This window comes from Rhodopseudomonas julia (assembly GCF_030813515.1).
GTDB classification, from domain to species: Bacteria; Pseudomonadota; Alphaproteobacteria; order Rhizobiales; family Afifellaceae; genus Afifella; species Afifella julia.
This window is the reverse complement of record NZ_JAUSUK010000001.1, coordinates 323,965-337,751: the sequence shown is the minus strand read 5'-3', so window position 1 is coordinate 337,751 and position 13,787 is coordinate 323,965. Positions and strand designations below refer to the sequence as shown.

Annotated in this window: 17 protein-coding genes; 8 read left to right on the top strand and 9 right to left on the bottom strand. The window is 63.6% G+C overall.

From position 1 onward, the window contains the following. Position 1: 1 nt before the first annotated feature. Positions 2–631 carry a class I SAM-dependent methyltransferase gene (locus J2R99_RS01565; RefSeq protein WP_307152749.1) on the top strand — a complete coding sequence of 210 codons (630 nt, stop codon included), beginning with the start codon at positions 2–4 and terminating at the stop codon, positions 629–631. 328 nt (positions 632–959) lie between these two features. Continuing rightward, entirely contained in the window at positions 960–1,148 is a 189-nt protein-coding gene (locus J2R99_RS01560; RefSeq protein ID WP_092809560.1) for a ribbon-helix-helix domain-containing protein, read from the top strand. A 153-nt stretch (positions 1,149–1,301) separates the two neighbouring features. On the opposite strand, the gene J2R99_RS01555 is transcribed toward J2R99_RS01560, so the two are convergent. The 4 genes from J2R99_RS01555 to J2R99_RS01540 form a co-directional block, all read right to left on the bottom strand. After that, positions 1,302–3,320: an ASKHA domain-containing protein gene (locus J2R99_RS01555; protein WP_307154110.1), complete on the bottom strand. Its 2,019-nt coding sequence runs from the start codon at positions 3,318–3,320 to the stop codon at positions 1,302–1,304. A gap of 162 nt (positions 3,321–3,482) precedes the next feature. Further along, positions 3,483–4,448, bottom strand: a complete 966-nt coding sequence (locus J2R99_RS01550) for a methyltetrahydrofolate cobalamin methyltransferase (RefSeq protein WP_307152748.1) — start codon at positions 4,446–4,448, stop codon at positions 3,483–3,485. Between the two features lie 126 nt (positions 4,449–4,574). Beyond that, the gene (locus J2R99_RS01545; RefSeq protein ID WP_307152747.1) at positions 4,575–4,874 is read right to left on the bottom strand and encodes a virulence factor; all 300 of its coding nucleotides are present in this window, start codon (positions 4,872–4,874) and stop codon (positions 4,575–4,577) included. 122 nt (positions 4,875–4,996) lie between these two features. After that, on the bottom strand, positions 4,997–5,638 hold the full coding sequence (locus tag J2R99_RS01540) for a DUF1638 domain-containing protein (RefSeq protein WP_370872313.1): 642 nt from the start codon (positions 5,636–5,638) through the stop codon (positions 4,997–4,999). Between the two features lie 167 nt (positions 5,639–5,805). Here J2R99_RS01540 and J2R99_RS01535 point away from each other — a divergent pair, with 167 nt between their 5' ends. Then, complete coding sequence (locus J2R99_RS01535) at positions 5,806–6,123, top strand: BrnA antitoxin family protein (protein WP_307152745.1); 318 nt, start codon at positions 5,806–5,808, stop codon at positions 6,121–6,123. 96 nt (positions 6,124–6,219) lie between these two features. Continuing rightward, the gene (locus J2R99_RS01530) at positions 6,220–6,369 is read left to right on the top strand and encodes an entericidin A/B family lipoprotein (RefSeq protein ID WP_128292653.1); all 150 of its coding nucleotides are present in this window, start codon (positions 6,220–6,222) and stop codon (positions 6,367–6,369) included. A 162-nt stretch (positions 6,370–6,531) separates the two neighbouring features. On the opposite strand, the gene J2R99_RS01525 is transcribed toward J2R99_RS01530, so the two are convergent. Further along, positions 6,532–7,236, bottom strand: coding sequence for a cobalamin B12-binding domain-containing protein (locus J2R99_RS01525; RefSeq protein WP_307152744.1), 705 nt, complete (start codon positions 7,234–7,236; stop codon positions 6,532–6,534). A gap of 223 nt (positions 7,237–7,459) precedes the next feature. On the opposite strand from J2R99_RS01525, the gene J2R99_RS01520 reads away from it, so the two are divergent. Together J2R99_RS01520 and J2R99_RS01515 are read left to right on the top strand one after the other, a co-directional pair. Beyond that, the gene (locus J2R99_RS01520) at positions 7,460–9,031 is read left to right on the top strand and encodes a trimethylamine methyltransferase family protein (protein WP_307152743.1); all 1,572 of its coding nucleotides are present in this window, start codon (positions 7,460–7,462) and stop codon (positions 9,029–9,031) included. 52 nt (positions 9,032–9,083) lie between these two features. Beyond that, a complete protein-coding gene (locus J2R99_RS01515) occupies positions 9,084–9,998 on the top strand; it encodes a helix-turn-helix transcriptional regulator (RefSeq protein WP_307152742.1) in 915 nt (304 codons plus the stop codon). Here J2R99_RS01515 and J2R99_RS01510 read toward each other — a convergent pair. Further along, positions 9,974–10,600 carry a glutathione S-transferase family protein gene (locus tag J2R99_RS01510; protein WP_307152741.1) on the bottom strand — a complete coding sequence of 209 codons (627 nt, stop codon included), beginning with the start codon at positions 10,598–10,600 and terminating at the stop codon, positions 9,974–9,976. The two genes, J2R99_RS01515 and J2R99_RS01510, sit on opposite strands and share 25 nt — an antisense overlap. Positions 10,601–10,658: 58 nt before the next feature. Here J2R99_RS01510 and J2R99_RS01505 point away from each other — a divergent pair, with 58 nt between their 5' ends. Both J2R99_RS01505 and J2R99_RS01500 read left to right on the top strand, forming a co-directional pair. Then, entirely contained in the window at positions 10,659–11,321 is a 663-nt protein-coding gene (locus J2R99_RS01505; RefSeq protein WP_307152740.1) for a hypothetical protein, read from the top strand. A 178-nt stretch (positions 11,322–11,499) separates the two neighbouring features. Next, positions 11,500–11,931 (top strand): DUF4345 domain-containing protein, encoded by a 432-nt coding sequence (locus J2R99_RS01500; RefSeq protein ID WP_307152739.1) that lies wholly within the window; start codon positions 11,500–11,502, stop codon positions 11,929–11,931. Here J2R99_RS01500 and J2R99_RS01495 read toward each other — a convergent pair. From J2R99_RS01495 to J2R99_RS01485, 3 genes are all read right to left on the bottom strand, one after another. After that, the gene (locus tag J2R99_RS01495) at positions 11,888–12,310 is read right to left on the bottom strand and encodes an MAPEG family protein (protein WP_307152738.1); all 423 of its coding nucleotides are present in this window, start codon (positions 12,308–12,310) and stop codon (positions 11,888–11,890) included. The genes J2R99_RS01500 and J2R99_RS01495 overlap by 44 nt on opposite strands. Before the next feature lie 100 nt (positions 12,311–12,410). Then, positions 12,411–12,596 (bottom strand): hypothetical protein, encoded by a 186-nt coding sequence (locus J2R99_RS01490; RefSeq protein WP_307152737.1) that lies wholly within the window; start codon positions 12,594–12,596, stop codon positions 12,411–12,413. A gap of 164 nt (positions 12,597–12,760) precedes the next feature. After that, positions 12,761–13,777 carry a magnesium transporter CorA family protein gene (locus tag J2R99_RS01485; protein WP_307152736.1) on the bottom strand — a complete coding sequence of 339 codons (1,017 nt, stop codon included), beginning with the start codon at positions 13,775–13,777 and terminating at the stop codon, positions 12,761–12,763. Positions 13,778–13,787: the final 10 nt, after the last annotated feature.

The window sequence follows — 13,787 nt, the reverse complement described above, 5'->3', positions numbered from 1 at the left end:
GATGACAAAGACCGTACATGCGAGCTTCTGGGACAAGATCGCCGAGCGCTACGCGGCGCGGCCGATCAAGGATCCGGAAGCCTATGAGGCGATGCTGGCCGATGCATCGGGCCGGTTTGCGCCGACCGACCGCGTCCTGGAGATCGGCTGCGGCACGGGTGGGACGGCAATCCGGCTTGCGCCCTTCGTGGCGGAGTGGATCGCGACGGATTTCTCGCCCGAGATGCTGCGCATCGCCAAGGAGAAGCCTGCGCCGGGCAATTTGCGCTTCGTCCTCGCCGATGCGCAAAGCGCCTTCGACGGCGGGCCTTTCGACGCGATCTGCGCCTTCCAGGTGCTGCATCTGGTCGACGATCTTCAAGCTACGCTGGCCGAAATTCACGCGCATCTGAAGCCGGGCGGGATAATGATCGCCAAGACCTGGTGCTTTGCCGATATGAGCCTGAAGCTGCGCGCCCTGTTCCTCGGGCTGCGAACGTTCGGGCTTTTCCCGAAGGCAAATGCGCTGACGAAAACCGCTCTGCGTGAAGCGATCCGCAAAGCGGGCTTTGAGATCGTCGAGGAACGCGTTTTCGGCACGAATCCGCATGGCCCTTATATCGTCGCGCGGAGGCCTGCGGGCGAGGCGTGAGCCCTCGATTGTTTCGTCTTTTCGAAGAAGTTTCGAGGACTTCGCAACTCCTTGGTAACACTTGGGCGACGCCCTGCTTCCGTTATGGAAGGCGGCAAGATTTTTTTCGTCCGAGTCTTTGATCGTCGGGTCCTGGCTCGCGCCAGAGATTTCCTGGGCAAATCCGGGAATCTTGTCGCAGGGGCAAATGGCCGAGCCCCGATGCGGACGATGATCCGCCCTAATGCCACCATGATCGCCCGTAAACGTCCGCGTGTCGCCTAAGTGTGCAGGTCGGACCCCCCCGTAACGGGGCGTCAGGGTGGTCCTGGAGGAAGGCCAGTCAGCCATGAGTGCCATCGAGAAGATAAGTATCGCTCTTCCGCCGCAGCTCGCTGTGATCTTGCAGCAAGCCGTTCGGGACGGTCTCTATGAATCGATGAACGACGTGGTACGCGAGGCTCTTCTGGAATGGCGTGAGCGACGCGAAACGGCCGGTCCGACGCGGCACGCGATCCCGCGCCGCGCCGAGGGCTGACGCGGAAGAGCGCTGACGCGCTCCAACGCTTCCAAGACAGTCGATTTCGTCGCCTGCGATGCGGCTCTGCCGCATCGTCACGGGACGCGTATGTCCGGCTTTCGCGGCATGCGGGCCTCTCAGCACGCGCGGGGCAGACGCAGGGGCGGCGGCTCAGCGCCGGCGCCCGCCGCGTCGGCGCGGACGTCCGTCTTCGCCTCCGCCGAGCACCTTGCGCGGCGGCAGGGTGACGGTTCCGGCAAGGTTCGGGAAGACCTCGACCTTGTTCGGGAACGCCATCGCCGCCACGAAATGCTCCTGGAAGCGCGGCTCCATCGCCGTCTCGATCTTTTCGATCCTTCTGACGACCTCCTCGATCTCGCGCCGGTAGGAGCGGTTGAGGAGGGCCATGCGCGCGCCCGTGCCGGCGGCATTGCCGACGCCCTTCACCTTGTCGATCGGGCAGTCGGGGATGAGGCCGATCACCATCGCGTAGGTTGGGTCAATATAGGAGCCGAAGGCGCCGGCGAGCTTGATCGCCTCGACCTGTTCGAGGCCGAGCTTGTCCATCAACAGGCGCACGCCGGCATAAAGCGCGGCCTTGGCGAGCTGGATGGCGCGGATGTCGGTCTGCAGGATTTTGATCTCCTGGCTTTTGGCGGCCTCGTCGCCCCGCCAGAGGAGATAAGAGAAGGTGCGGCCCGTCGGCTGAATTCGCTCAGACTTCGCCGCCAGACTGCCGTCGATGACGCCGTCCTCGTCGATGATGCCGGCGAGATACATCTCGCCCACGACCTCGATGATGCCGGAGCCGCAGATGCCGGTGACGCCGACATCCTGGGCGACCTTCTCAAAACCTTCTTCGTTCGACCATTCATCGCCGCCGATGACCTTGATCTTCGGCTCCAGTGTCTCGCGGTCGATCCTGACACGCTCGATCGCGCCGGGTGCGGCGCGCTGACCGCCGGAGATCTCCGCGCCTTCGAAGGCCGGTCCTGTCGGCGAGGAGGCCGCGACGAGCCGATCCTTGTTGCCGAGCACGATCTCCGCATTGGTGCCGACATCGACGACGAGCGTCATCTCGTCGGCGCGGTGAGGGCCTTCCGCCAGCGTCACCGCGGCGGCATCGGCACCGACATGGCCGGCGATGCAGGGCAGCATATAGACATGTGCGCCGTCGTTGATCGGCAGGCCGATTTCGCGTGCCTCGAAGGAGAGCGCGTCGGAAACGGCGAGAGCGAAAGGTGCGCCACCGAGCTCTGTCGGATCGATGCCGAGGAAGAGGTGGTGCATGATCGGATTGCCGACGAAGACCGCTTCGAGAACGTCGTCGGTGGTGATGCCGGCGCCCTGGACGAGCTCGGCGATGAGGACGCCGATCGCGTCGCGCACCGCCTTGGTCATCTGCACCCGACCTTCCGGGTTCATCATCACATAGGAGACACGGCTCATCAGATCCTCGCCGAAGCGGATCTGCGGATTGGGCGCCCCGGCAGACGCCATCGTGCGGCCGGAGAGAAGAGAGGTGAGGTGGGCCGCGATCGTCGTCGAGCCGATGTCCACGGCAAGGCCGCAGCCGACGTTGTGAAAGCCTGGGAAGATCGCCGTCACGAGCGGCCCGCCGGCCTCCGCCCGCCCGTCGGTATAGACGGCGCAGGTGACCTTCCACTCGCCGGCGCGCAAGAGCTTCTGTATCTGCGGCAGCAGGCGAGCGGCGATGCGCGGCTTCTCAAAGCCCCATTCCTTCACGAGCGCATGGAGGAGCCGATCGGCATCGCCGAGCGGCTTTTCCATGTCGGGTTCTTCGACCTCGACATAGCAGAGCTGGGTCGCAGGATCGCGCTCGATCACCCGCGTCTCGGCACGCTTTCGGACGATCTGGCGGTTGATCTGTACGTCCTGCGGCACGTCGACGACGAGATCGCCTTCAACGAGCGCCTGACAGGAGAGGCGGCGGCCTTCGGCGAGCACGCGCTTTTCGGAATAGCGGTTTTCCGCCTCAGTGACGCCGGAGAGATGGTCGGCAGCGGAGGAGATGCCGTGCTTGGCGAAATGCCCTTCCTGTGCCTCGATCTGACAGCGCCCGCAGATGCCCCGCCCGCCGCAGACGCTCTCGATATAGACGCCGAGCTGACGCGCCGCATCGAGAACGGGCGTGCCTTTCGCAAAGCGCCCGCGCCGCCCGGAGGGCATGAACAGGACGAGGGGGTCTTTTTGAGGTTCGGTCACGTGCGCTTGCTGTGGTCTTCGGCTGGCAACGAACTGGGGTGGCGGTCGTTCGGCTGCAACCGCTCGCCCGCTGCACGGCGCGATTCCCCTCCCCGTAAGGGGGAGGGGAGTTACGCCGTGCGATATTCAGCTCCCCGACCTGGCCCTTCTCGCCTCGCGGCCGCCACGGCGACGGCCGCTGCTCTCGCCATCGGGAGGCGTGGGGGATGCTGCCGGTGTGCCGCCCGCGGCCGGCTGGTAATCCTTGTAGGAGCGGATCCAGGTCATGCAGTCCTTGTCGGTGCCCATGAGGACGTTCGCCGCGCGCACCGCCTCCATCTCCTGCGGCCGGACCGGGTTCATGATCGCCGACGTCATGCCCGAGGCGATCGCCATCGGCAGGAAGGCGGCGTTGATGCCGTGGCGATGCGGCAGGCCGAAGGAAACGTTGGAGGCGCCGCAGGTCGTGTTGACCTTGAGCTCCTCACGCAGCCGCCTGACGAGCGCGAAGACCTGCAGCCCGGCCGTCCCCATGGCGCCGATCGGCATGACCAGGGGATCGACGACGATGTCTTCGGGCTTGATGCCGTAATCGGCGGCGCGTTCCACGATCTTCTTGGCGACGGCGAAGCGCACGTCCGGGTCTTCGGAAATGCCGGTCTCGTCGTTGGAGATCGCCACCACCGGCACGTTGTATTTCTTGATGAGCGGCAGGATCGCTTCGAGCCGATCCTCTTCACCCGTCACCGAATTGACGAGCGGGCGGCCTTCGGCGACCTCTAGCCCCGCCTTCAGGGCGGCCGGGACAGAGGAATCGATGGAAATCGGCACGGAGACGAGCGACTGCACGATCTTCAGCGTTTCGACGAGGAGCGGCGGCTCGGTCTCGTTCGGGTCGACGGCGGTGACGCCGGCATTGACGTCGAGCATCGTGGCGCCGGCGGCGACCTGGGCGAGCGCGTCGGCCTTCACCGTCTCGAAATTGCCTTCCACCATCTCCGCCGCGAGCTTCTTGCGGCCCGTCGGGTTGATGCGCTCGCCGATGACGCAGAAGGGCTGGTCGAAGCCGATCGCGATCTCCTTTTTGGCCGAAGCGACGATGGTGCGTGTCATACCTGCTTTTCCTTCACTGGTCCCGTTGCGGGGCCCGTTTTCGGGCGGTGTCGCCCATCGTTTCGGGCTGGTCTGTAGCGGCCGGTGCCTGGCGCGTCAAAATCGCACCGCCTGCACCTTGCGATCTCAGCGCTCGAAGCCTTCCTGATCGATGAGCGCTTTGAGGCGCTCCGGCGGATAGTCGGCCTCGATCGCCGCAGCTGTGGCATCCGCCTCCACCTCGAGATCATCGCCGCAGGCGGTCGGCTCGCCGCGGCGCCATTCGGCGAGATAGGCATCGGAGTCACGTGCCCCAACCTTCATCGCGCAGCGGTCGATCGCTTCCGTGAAGCGGATCGGCAATTCGCGCTTGGCGCTTTTCCGCCCTGCCTTGACGATCACCTGAGCCGGAATATCGCGCCATGACAGGATGATCCGCTGAGCCATTGGTTGTTCTCCTGGGTGATTGTTGCAGCGCCCCGGCCGCAAGCGAGCTTGGCCGCGACAAGCCTGCTCCGAATTGCGACTTTCTGCCGACTTGCGCAACATGGAAGGGAAATCGCCGTCCTTCAGCCGGCATTCCCCGGTGCGGCGTCGAGGAAGCTCTCAAGGTCGCCATAGCCGGTCACCCGCATCTCAAAGGCGAGATCGAGACGGTCCGCCGCCTGGCGGGCTTTTTCTTCAAGGAAGGGGTCGGGCCGCTGGGCCAGATAGACGAGGCGGCGGTAATGCCCGAAATAGGCATCCCTGAGCTCCGGATGCCGGTCGAGGCCGAGCGGCTCGACGACGAAAGCCTCGAACTGCCGGGCGAGAAAGTCGGTCAGGAAGAAGGCGTCCATATCGGCGTCGCCCTGCGCGGCGAAGCGGGCGTTGCCGGAATAGAAGGCGTAGCAATGCGGCCCGTCGATGCGTGAGACGCCTTCAGCCGCGCAGACCGCATCGAGCCGCCCGCCCGTGCCGCAATCGCCATAGCCGACAAGGATGCGCTCAAAACCTTCCGCGCGCGCCTTGCGGATCGCGCCTTGGACGGCATCCGGGATTTTCTCCGGTCGGTTGTGCAGGATGGCGGGCAGGCAGGTGAGGCGGACATGGGCGAGGCCGTTCGCTTCGACGATATCGCCGATCTCGCGCGCCAGCGCACCGCAGGCGATGACGAGGAGATTTCCGGCTTTCGCCGCGCCCGGCTGTGGCGCTCGGCCATCTGCGCGCATGTCGCTCATCGGGCTTTCTATAGAGCTCCTGAGCTCTTCCGGCAAAGTCTGCTGCCCTGCAAACCATGTTGCGCTACAAAATGTATATACATGAAGCGCGGCGATAACGTCTTTGAGTGTGATGTGGCGCAGCGACGTCCCCCGCGTGATTTCGATGAGGAGAGCCCATGCCGGAGAAGAAAGAGCGCATCGTACGATTCAGGGCCAATGACCTGGAGGAGATGCGCAGCCAAGGCGAGGTCGGTTCGGATTGGAAACGAGCCGCCCAGCCGGGTGTGCCGGATGGAAGCGATCCGCACGACGCGCTCGATGCGGTCCCCCCGGACTGGGTCATGACCGAAGTGCCGTTGCCGCGCACAAAAACCCACGCCTCGATCAGGATCGATGCGGATGTCCTCGAATGGTTCAAGTCGCAAGGGCGTGGCTACCAGACGCGCATTAATGCGGTTCTGCGGCAGTACTACGAGCATCATCGCAAGCCTTGAGGACGTGTTCGACTGCGCATAGGGGCCGGAACCAATCGAGCTCAGGCACCGTTGCACAGGAAAGCCGCCGGGGTGGCGGCCTCAGGGAGTTCTGTGATGAATCTTGTGCGTCGTGGTGTGTTTTTCGTGGTTCTCGCGTCATTCGGCCTGAGCCTTGCCGCCTGCGAGCATACGGTGCGCGGTGTTGGGCGTGATGTTCAGGAAACCGGCAACGCCGTCGAAGACACGGTTCAGGGCAACCCGTAAGCAGTTTTCCGGCTGGTGTGACCGCGCCCCGAATGGGGCGGCCATGCGGGCCGAGCAATACCTTGAAAGCAAGAGCGGCGCCGGGGCGCCGCTCTTTTTATGTGCGGATCGTTCTGGTGCTCAGGTCTTCGAACCCCTGCTCTCGGCCGGCAACTGCGATGCTCAGCCGGCGGCGGTGGCCCGCTGATTGTGCCGACGTTTGATGAGGTCTGTGGCGGTTTCAACCGTCACGGCCGCATCGCGGCAATAGGCATCCGCCCCGATCGCGCGCCCGAATTCCTCGTTCAAAGGCGCACCGCCCACGAGAACGATGTAATCGTCGCGGATGCCTTTCTCCTTCAGCGTATCGATGACGACCTTCATATAAGGCATGGTCGTCGTCAAAAGCGCCGACATGCCGACGATGTCCGGCTGATGTTCCTCGATCGCGGCGAGATAGTTCTCGACCGGATTGTTGATGCCGATATTGATGACCTCGAAACCGGCGCCCTCCATCATCATGGCGACGAGGTTCTTGCCGATGTCGTGGATGTCGCCCTTGACGGTGCCGATCACCATCTTGCCGATCTTGGGCGCGCCGGTTTCGGCAAGGAGAGGGCGCAGAATCCCCATGCCCGCCTTCATGGCGTTGGCGGAGAGAAGCACCTCCGGCACGAACAGGATTCCGTCACGGAAATCCTCGCCGACGATGCGCATGCCTTCCACGAGCGACTTGGTGAGGACGTCATAGGGTGTCCATCCTCGCTCCAGGAGAATGTTCACACCCTCTTCGATCTCTTCCTTCAGCCCATCGTAAAGGTCGTCGTGCATCTGCGCGACAAGATCCTCATCGCTGAGTTCGGACAGGACAATTTCCTCTTCGGCCACAGACAGGCTCCTTGCCAAGCGTTTGCACGTGGAAGCGTCTTCGCATCATGCGGACATTTAGGGCAAGCCAATGCTTTGATCACGACCTGAGATGATTTTGTCTGCGACCTGGAATTTTTCGAGTTTTCCCGCCGCGTCACACTCTGCCGCAGGCGGAAGACCATGCGGGCAAGCGGCGCTCTAGCCTTCGATGACGATTTCCGCTGAGGCAGGAGCGCTGAGGATGGGCACGACCGACGAGACGGCCGGTGTGGACGAGCGTGGCGGACGACGCCGCCGGGCAAGCGGCGGAGCGGAGGCGAGGCGGGCGAAACGGTCCGGCTCGCGCTCGCTCCAGCTGCCCTTCATTCGCCGCATCCTCCCGGAGCAGGCGGTTCTCGACGAAGAAGGTCTGGCGCTCATCGAACAAAACGCCGACACGGTGCTCGAAGAAATCGGCATCGAGTTTCGCGAAGATCCCGAAGCGCTTCAGATGTGGCGCGAGGCCGGTGCCGAGGTGTCCGGCGAGCGTGTGCGTTTTCCCAAGGGGCTGTGCCGCGAGCTTCTGAAGACGGCGCCTCAGACGTTTACCCAGCACGCCCGAAATCCCGAACGTTCGGTTGAAATCGGGGGCAAGGCGACGGTGTTTGCGCCGGTCTATGGCCCGCCTTTCGTCCGCGATCTCGACAATGGCCGCCGCTACGGCACGATCGACGATTTCCAGAACCTCGTGAAGCTCGCCTATCAGGCGCCGGCGCTGCACCATTCCGGCGGCACGGTGTGCGAGCCGGTCGATATCCCGGTCAACAAGCGCCATCTCGATATGGTCTATGCCCATATCCGCTATTCCGACAAACCCTTCATGGGTTCCGTTACGGCGCCGGAACGGGCAGCGGATTCGGTCGCGATGGCGCGCATGGTCTTCGGTGAGGAGTTCGTCGAGCAGAATTGCGTTTTGATCAACCTGATCAACGTCAACTCGCCGATGGTCTTCGACGCGACCATGCTGGGCGCTCTCAAGACCTATGCGCGGGCGAACCAGGGTACGATCGTCACGCCGTTCATCCTGGCTGGTGCGATGTCGCCGGTGACGGTGGCGGGCACGCTCACGCAGGTCCTCGCCGAGGTGCTCGCCGGTGCCGCCTTCACGCAGCTTTGCCGACCAGGCGCGCCGGTGATCATGGGCACCTTCGCGTCGTCGATCTCCATGCAGTCGGGCGCGCCGACTTTTGGGACCCCGGAGCCGACGCTCGTCCTTTATGGGGCGGCGCAGCTTGCCCGCCGCCTCAATCTGCCGTTCCGCTCCGGCGGCTCGCTTTGCGCCTCGAAGGTCTGCGACGCGCAGGCGGCCTATGAAAGCGCGCAAACCCTGACGCCGACGGTGATGGCGGGCACGAATTTTGTCCTGCATGCGGCGGGCTGGCTCGAAGGCGGGCTCGTCTCGTCCTATGAGAAATTCGTCATGGATTGCGACCAGCTCGCGATGATGCAGCAGCTCTCGCGCGGCGTGGACCTTTCGGAAAACGGCCAGGCGATGGATGCCATCCGCGAGGTCGGACCGGGCAGTCATTATCTCGGCTGCGCCCATACCCAGGCGAATTTCGAGACCGCGTTCTACCGCTCGCCCGTCGCCGACAACAATTCCTTCGAGCAATGGCTGGCGGAAGGCTCAAAGACGGCCGAGGAACGCGCCAACGGGCTGTGGAAGAAATGGCTCGCCGAGTATGAGGCCCCGCCGCTCGACGAGGGCGTCGACGAGGCTCTGAAGGAGTTTATCGAGACGACCAAGGCCTCGATGCCGGACGCTTTTAGCTGATAACACACAAAATGTGTTGACACACGTATCATGTGTTATTTAGGTCTGTCGCATGACAGACCTCGATCCCACACGCCTCAAAAACCTCCGCAAGGAGCTGGGGCTGACACAGGCGCAACTCGCGGAGCGCCTTTCCACCACGCAGCAGACGATCGCCCGCTGGGAAGGCGGGCGCGCGCATCCGAGCATCGCCGCATTGCGCGATCTCGCCGTGATTTTCGGCGTCTCCGTCGATGATATTCTGGGCACCAATCCGCTCGGCACGAAGCCCGCATCGAGCCATTATCATCTCCTTCAAAACGACAGCGACGGCTATTGGGGCAATCTCGGCATCCGGTTGTTGGGATCAGATACGAGCCGCTGGTACCCGCTGAGCGCTGCGAACACGGAGCGCGTGTATGAGGGCATCGGCGAGAGACGCTGGCTGAGCCTCGCCACCCTCAACAACCGCGTGCTTCTCATCAATCAGCCGAACATCAAGGCGTTGAGCCTTTTGCCCGAGGAGGCGGATGCCCCGGAAGGTGACTGGGACGTCGCCTATCCCGAGGTCGAAGGCGTGCCGCTGGAGATCTACCGGGCTCTCGCCGATGTGGCGGAACTTCCCGATGCTGACCTGCAAGAGAACTATTCGCCGGCGCTCATCGAGACCTGCCGCGATTTTCTCACGAACATGAACATCGACGAAGAGAACGCCTACGGCTTCGTCTTCTTCACGCACGTCCATTTCACCGATGGCACGAGCCAGTCTGGCCATATCGAGGCCAAGGACGCGGTGCAGCTCTTTCTCGAAGCGGAAGAGGATATGCCCGCGACGCCGATCCTCTTACGCTTTGCCGAAAAAGGCATCGATATGCTGGTGCCGGAAGAAGCCGTCGCCTTCATCGACATGCCGCTCATCGACGTCATCGACGCCATGAAGAAGCTCGATGCCGCGAAGGCTGCTCAGACCGGCGCGTCGAAGGGCTGATAGATCGTCTTGAAGGCGGGCAATGCCTCAAGCCGCTCCGCATGCGCCTTGAGCGCCGGATAGGCGTTCATGTCGACGAGGCCCGGATGCGCCTCGCTCAAGAAGCGCAGGGCGGTTGCGACGAAAATGTCGGCATGGCCGATCGAAGCCCCGAGCCAGTAGGGCGCGTCGAGCCGCTTCCGGTCGGCCTCCAGCGCCTCCAGAACGCCCGAGATCTGGTTGCGACAGCGCTCCATCCAGATGTCGGATTTTTCCCCGTGCAGGCGCAATTCGTAGATGAGGCTGACGGCCTTGTCGGCGAGCCCTGAGGCGAGCGAGGCGATCTTGATCGCGCGGTGGCGCGCCGGCTCTTCGATCGGAAACATCGCCCGCTCCGGACCGACGAGATTGTCGAGATAATCCAGAATGGCGTGGCTTTCGATGAGGACGTCCTCATTGTCGAGGACGAGCGTCGGCACCCGCATCAAGGGATTGTACGCGCGGATCTTGTCGCCATCACCGAAAACCGACCAGGGCCGGTGCTCGAACGGAATGTCGTAGAGCGTGAGCGCCACGCCGACGCGCCGCACAAAAGGGGAATCGTATTGGCCGATGAGGATCATGCTTGCCCCCTGAAAAGGTCAGGAATACGTACCTGCGCAACGAGAGGGAGACAAGCTGGTGCTGAGCGAGATCGCAGCGAGGCTGGGACGCCACGGCCTCATCCTGCGCGGCGGGTTTCACCCTGACAAGGACGAGGTGGGGCTCGACGGCTGCGGCACGCTCCTCCTCGTCGGCAATGCCGGGCCGGCGATGTGGCAGGCCTTCGTTCCACATGCGGGGGAGGGCCCTGACCCGCTCGACCGCTGGACTGAGCACGTGGTGGAGCCCGTCGCGGAAGCTTTCGGCGGCAAGGCGGTTTACCCCTTCGATCGGCCGCATCGGCCGTTCCAGCGCTGGGCGGGGAGGGCGGAAGGGCTCGGGCCGTCGCCGCTCGGCATTCTGATCCATCCGAAGTACGGGCTCTGGCACGCCTACCGCGCCGCTTTGCTCTTCGTCGAACGTCTCGATCTGCCGCCGCGTCCGGCTCCAGACATGCCGTGTGAGAGCTGCACCGAAAAGCCCTGTCTCAAAACCTGTCCCGCCGGCGCCGTCAGCGAAGCGGCCTATGACGTGGTGGCCTGCGCCGCCCATATCACGAGGCGCGAGGCCGATTGTCTCGCCGTCGGCTGCCACGCCCGCAACGCCTGTCCGGTCGGCGCCGCTTACCGCTATCAGCCGGTCGAGACGGCGTTTCACATGCGGGCTTTTGTGCGCTTCCTGCCCCGCGCCGCAACGGCCTGAGGAGAGACGAGCTCCTGACACCGGTTCGTCGGCGCTCCGAAGGCTGGTCGCGGACCGATGTGCACAGTTGCGCGGGTGCGGTTTCGTCTCGCCGAGGGAACACCAGAAGAGGGGAGCGGTTTTTGTCCGGTCAGCCGTGGCGCGTGACGAAGCCCGCGCGAGAAAGATCGGATCCCCCTTGCCCGCTTCCCGAGAACGCCTTCTTCTCCAGATTGTCGTTGCGATCCTGTCGCTGATTCCGCTTTCCGCCGGCGCAGCGGGCGTCGTCCTCGGACCCGGCTTCCTGCAGGCGTCGGCCCCATGGTCGGTCGACCTCGACAGCCATCTGCGCTTTCTCTCCGGCGTCTTCTTCGGTGTCGGCCTCGCTTTTCTCTCCTGCGTCCAGGCTATTGAGAGGAAGGGAGAGCGCTTTCGACTTCTTTCCTTGCTGATCGTTCTCGGCGGCCTCGCCCGGCTTCTCTCGCTGGTGCTTGCGGGCTCGCCTTCGCCCGGTCATGTCGGCGGGCTCGTCATGGAGCTCGCCGTGGTGCCGTGTCTCGTCGTCTGGCAGAGGCGGGTGGCCCGCCTCAGATCCCAAACAGGATCTGCAGCGCAAAGATCACCCACATGAGGAGAAGGACGAAGAGGCCGAAGGCGAAGATGCGGAAGCGGGAACGCAATTCGTTGGAGCCGGTGTGGATATAGGCGTGCAGGATGCGGCTCGCGACGAAGACGAAGCTCAGGATGACGAAGACGAAGCCTGCCTTGTTCGTCAGGACCGCCAGCGCCGTGAGGGCATAAAAGAGGACCGGCAGCTCGAACTGGTTGCGATAGCAATTCGCCGCCTGCAGGGCTTTCGTCGGCCAGTTCGGCTCGTTGAGGGCGATCTCGTCGGGATTGACCTCGCCGCGGCGGATCGCGGCAAACCGCACCCGGCCCATGTGGAAGGCGAGAAAGAAGGTGAGCCCGACCTGGATGAAGGTAGGCAAGAGAACGAGAAAAAGCGGCATCGAGGCTCCGATCCAAAGGAGAAGACAGCGTAAGGCGGGTGGCGTGCAAGACCAAGGGGCGGAACCGTCTCTTGCCTTTTGAGATCCCTGGACGGGCGCGTCAGGCCTGAGCCGACAACGGTTCCGCCACGTCTTCGAGACCTCGCTGTTCGGCTTTGACGCCGAAGACGATGGCGATCCCTGCGGCCACGAAGAGAAGGGCGGCTGCGAAGCAATAGCCGTAGAAGACGTCCATCGGATTGCCGGTGCCGATCAAGGAACCGAAGATCCATGGTGCCAGAACCACTGGTAGAGTGGGCCGGTTCCTCGTTTTTGCAGCGTAAAAATGACAAAAAACCAGCAAAAGCGCGGTTCAAGGCGCTCTTGGGCGGGATGAAGAGGCGGGCTTGCGAGACGCGCGCGCGGAAAAATGCACGTCAGAGGGGAGCGGGTTCGCGAGCCGAAAGGAGCTTAGAGCCAGCCGCGGCGCTTGAAATAGAGAAGCGGCAGGCCGGCGGAGACGAGCATCAAAATGAGCGCGAAAGGATAACCGAAGCTCCAGTCGAGTTCCGGCATGCCTTGGAAATTCATGCCGTAGATGGAGGCGACGAGCGTCGGCGGCACGAAGATGACGGCGACGACGGAAAAAATCTTGATGATCTGGTTCTGCTCCAGATTGATGAGGCCGAGGGTCGCGTCGAGCATGAAGCTGAGCTTGGTGGACAGGAAGCTCGCATGCTCGCTCAGAGACTGGGCGTCGCGCACCAGGATGCGGGTGCGGTTCCTGGCTTCCTTGTCGGCCTTTTCCGCCTTGTCGCCCTTGGTACGTGGCGACAGCGTATGGTGGTAGGTGAGGAGGCGCGACAGCGAGACGAGGCTTTCGCGCACGAGCGATAGGAGATCGCCCTGCCGGCCGATCTCACCCATGGTCGAACGCAGATCGGCGGTCTTGCGGCTCACCTTCTTCACCTTGCTCTGAAACACGCCCTGCGACATGGAATCGATGTCGTGGCCGATCAGCTCCAGAAGATCGGCAAGCCAGTTCACCTGGGCTTCGAGAAGCCCGAGCATGATGGCTTCGGCCGTATCATAGCGTTCGCCAGTGCCTTTCTGGGCCTGGGCGAGGAAGGTGCGGAACTGACGCGGTTCGGCATAGCGCACCGTGACCAGATGGCCGTTGCGCAGAATGAAGGCGACAGGCGTCTTGGCCGGCTCGCCGCTCTGCACGCCGACGACTGTCGTGACGGTCATGAAGACGGCGCCTTCTTCCGCGTAGAGGCGCGAGGACGGCTCGATTTCCTCAAGGTCGGCGACGGCCGGGATCTCGATGCCGATATAGTTTTCAACCGTCGCGGCCTCGGCCGGCGTCGGGTCCAGAAGATCGATCCAGAGAGGCGTGCGGGCGGTGTCTTCGGAAGGCGGAGCGGTGAGGTCTGCGCCATCCACGGGCACGAGCCGGTCACCCTGGGTCTTGTAGATCTGCAGCATCCTGGCTCCT

Excerpts from the sequence above, each read along its gene's own strand:
- J2R99_RS01520 (WP_307152743.1), top strand. The coding sequence starts at position 7,460 with ATGGGCACGACCGACGAGACGGCCGGTGTGGACGAGCGTGGCGGACGA.
- J2R99_RS01495 (WP_307152738.1), bottom strand. The coding sequence starts at position 12,310 with ATGCCGCTTTTTCTCGTTCTCTTGCCTACCTTCATCCAGGTCGGGCTC.
- J2R99_RS01530 (WP_128292653.1), top strand. The coding sequence starts at position 6,220 with ATGAATCTTGTGCGTCGTGGTGTGTTTTTCGTGGTTCTCGCGTCATTC.
- J2R99_RS01560 (WP_092809560.1), top strand. The coding sequence starts at position 960 with ATGAGTGCCATCGAGAAGATAAGTATCGCTCTTCCGCCGCAGCTCGCT.
- J2R99_RS01550 (WP_307152748.1), bottom strand. The coding sequence starts at position 4,448 with ATGACACGCACCATCGTCGCTTCGGCCAAAAAGGAGATCGCGATCGGC.
- J2R99_RS01555 (WP_307154110.1), bottom strand. The coding sequence starts at position 3,320 with ATGCCCTCCGGGCGGCGCGGGCGCTTTGCGAAAGGCACGCCCGTTCTC.
- J2R99_RS01485 (WP_307152736.1), bottom strand. The coding sequence starts at position 13,777 with ATGCTGCAGATCTACAAGACCCAGGGTGACCGGCTCGTGCCCGTGGAT.
- J2R99_RS01535 (WP_307152745.1), top strand. The coding sequence starts at position 5,806 with ATGCCGGAGAAGAAAGAGCGCATCGTACGATTCAGGGCCAATGACCTG.
- J2R99_RS01510 (WP_307152741.1), bottom strand. The coding sequence starts at position 10,600 with ATGATCCTCATCGGCCAATACGATTCCCCTTTTGTGCGGCGCGTCGGC.
- J2R99_RS01540 (WP_370872313.1), bottom strand. The coding sequence starts at position 5,638 with ATGCGCGCAGATGGCCGAGCGCCACAGCCGGGCGCGGCGAAAGCCGGA.
- J2R99_RS01515 (WP_307152742.1), top strand. The coding sequence starts at position 9,084 with ATGACAGACCTCGATCCCACACGCCTCAAAAACCTCCGCAAGGAGCTG.
- J2R99_RS01545 (WP_307152747.1), bottom strand. The coding sequence starts at position 4,874 with ATGGCTCAGCGGATCATCCTGTCATGGCGCGATATTCCGGCTCAGGTG.
- J2R99_RS01565 (WP_307152749.1), top strand. The coding sequence starts at position 2 with ATGACAAAGACCGTACATGCGAGCTTCTGGGACAAGATCGCCGAGCGC.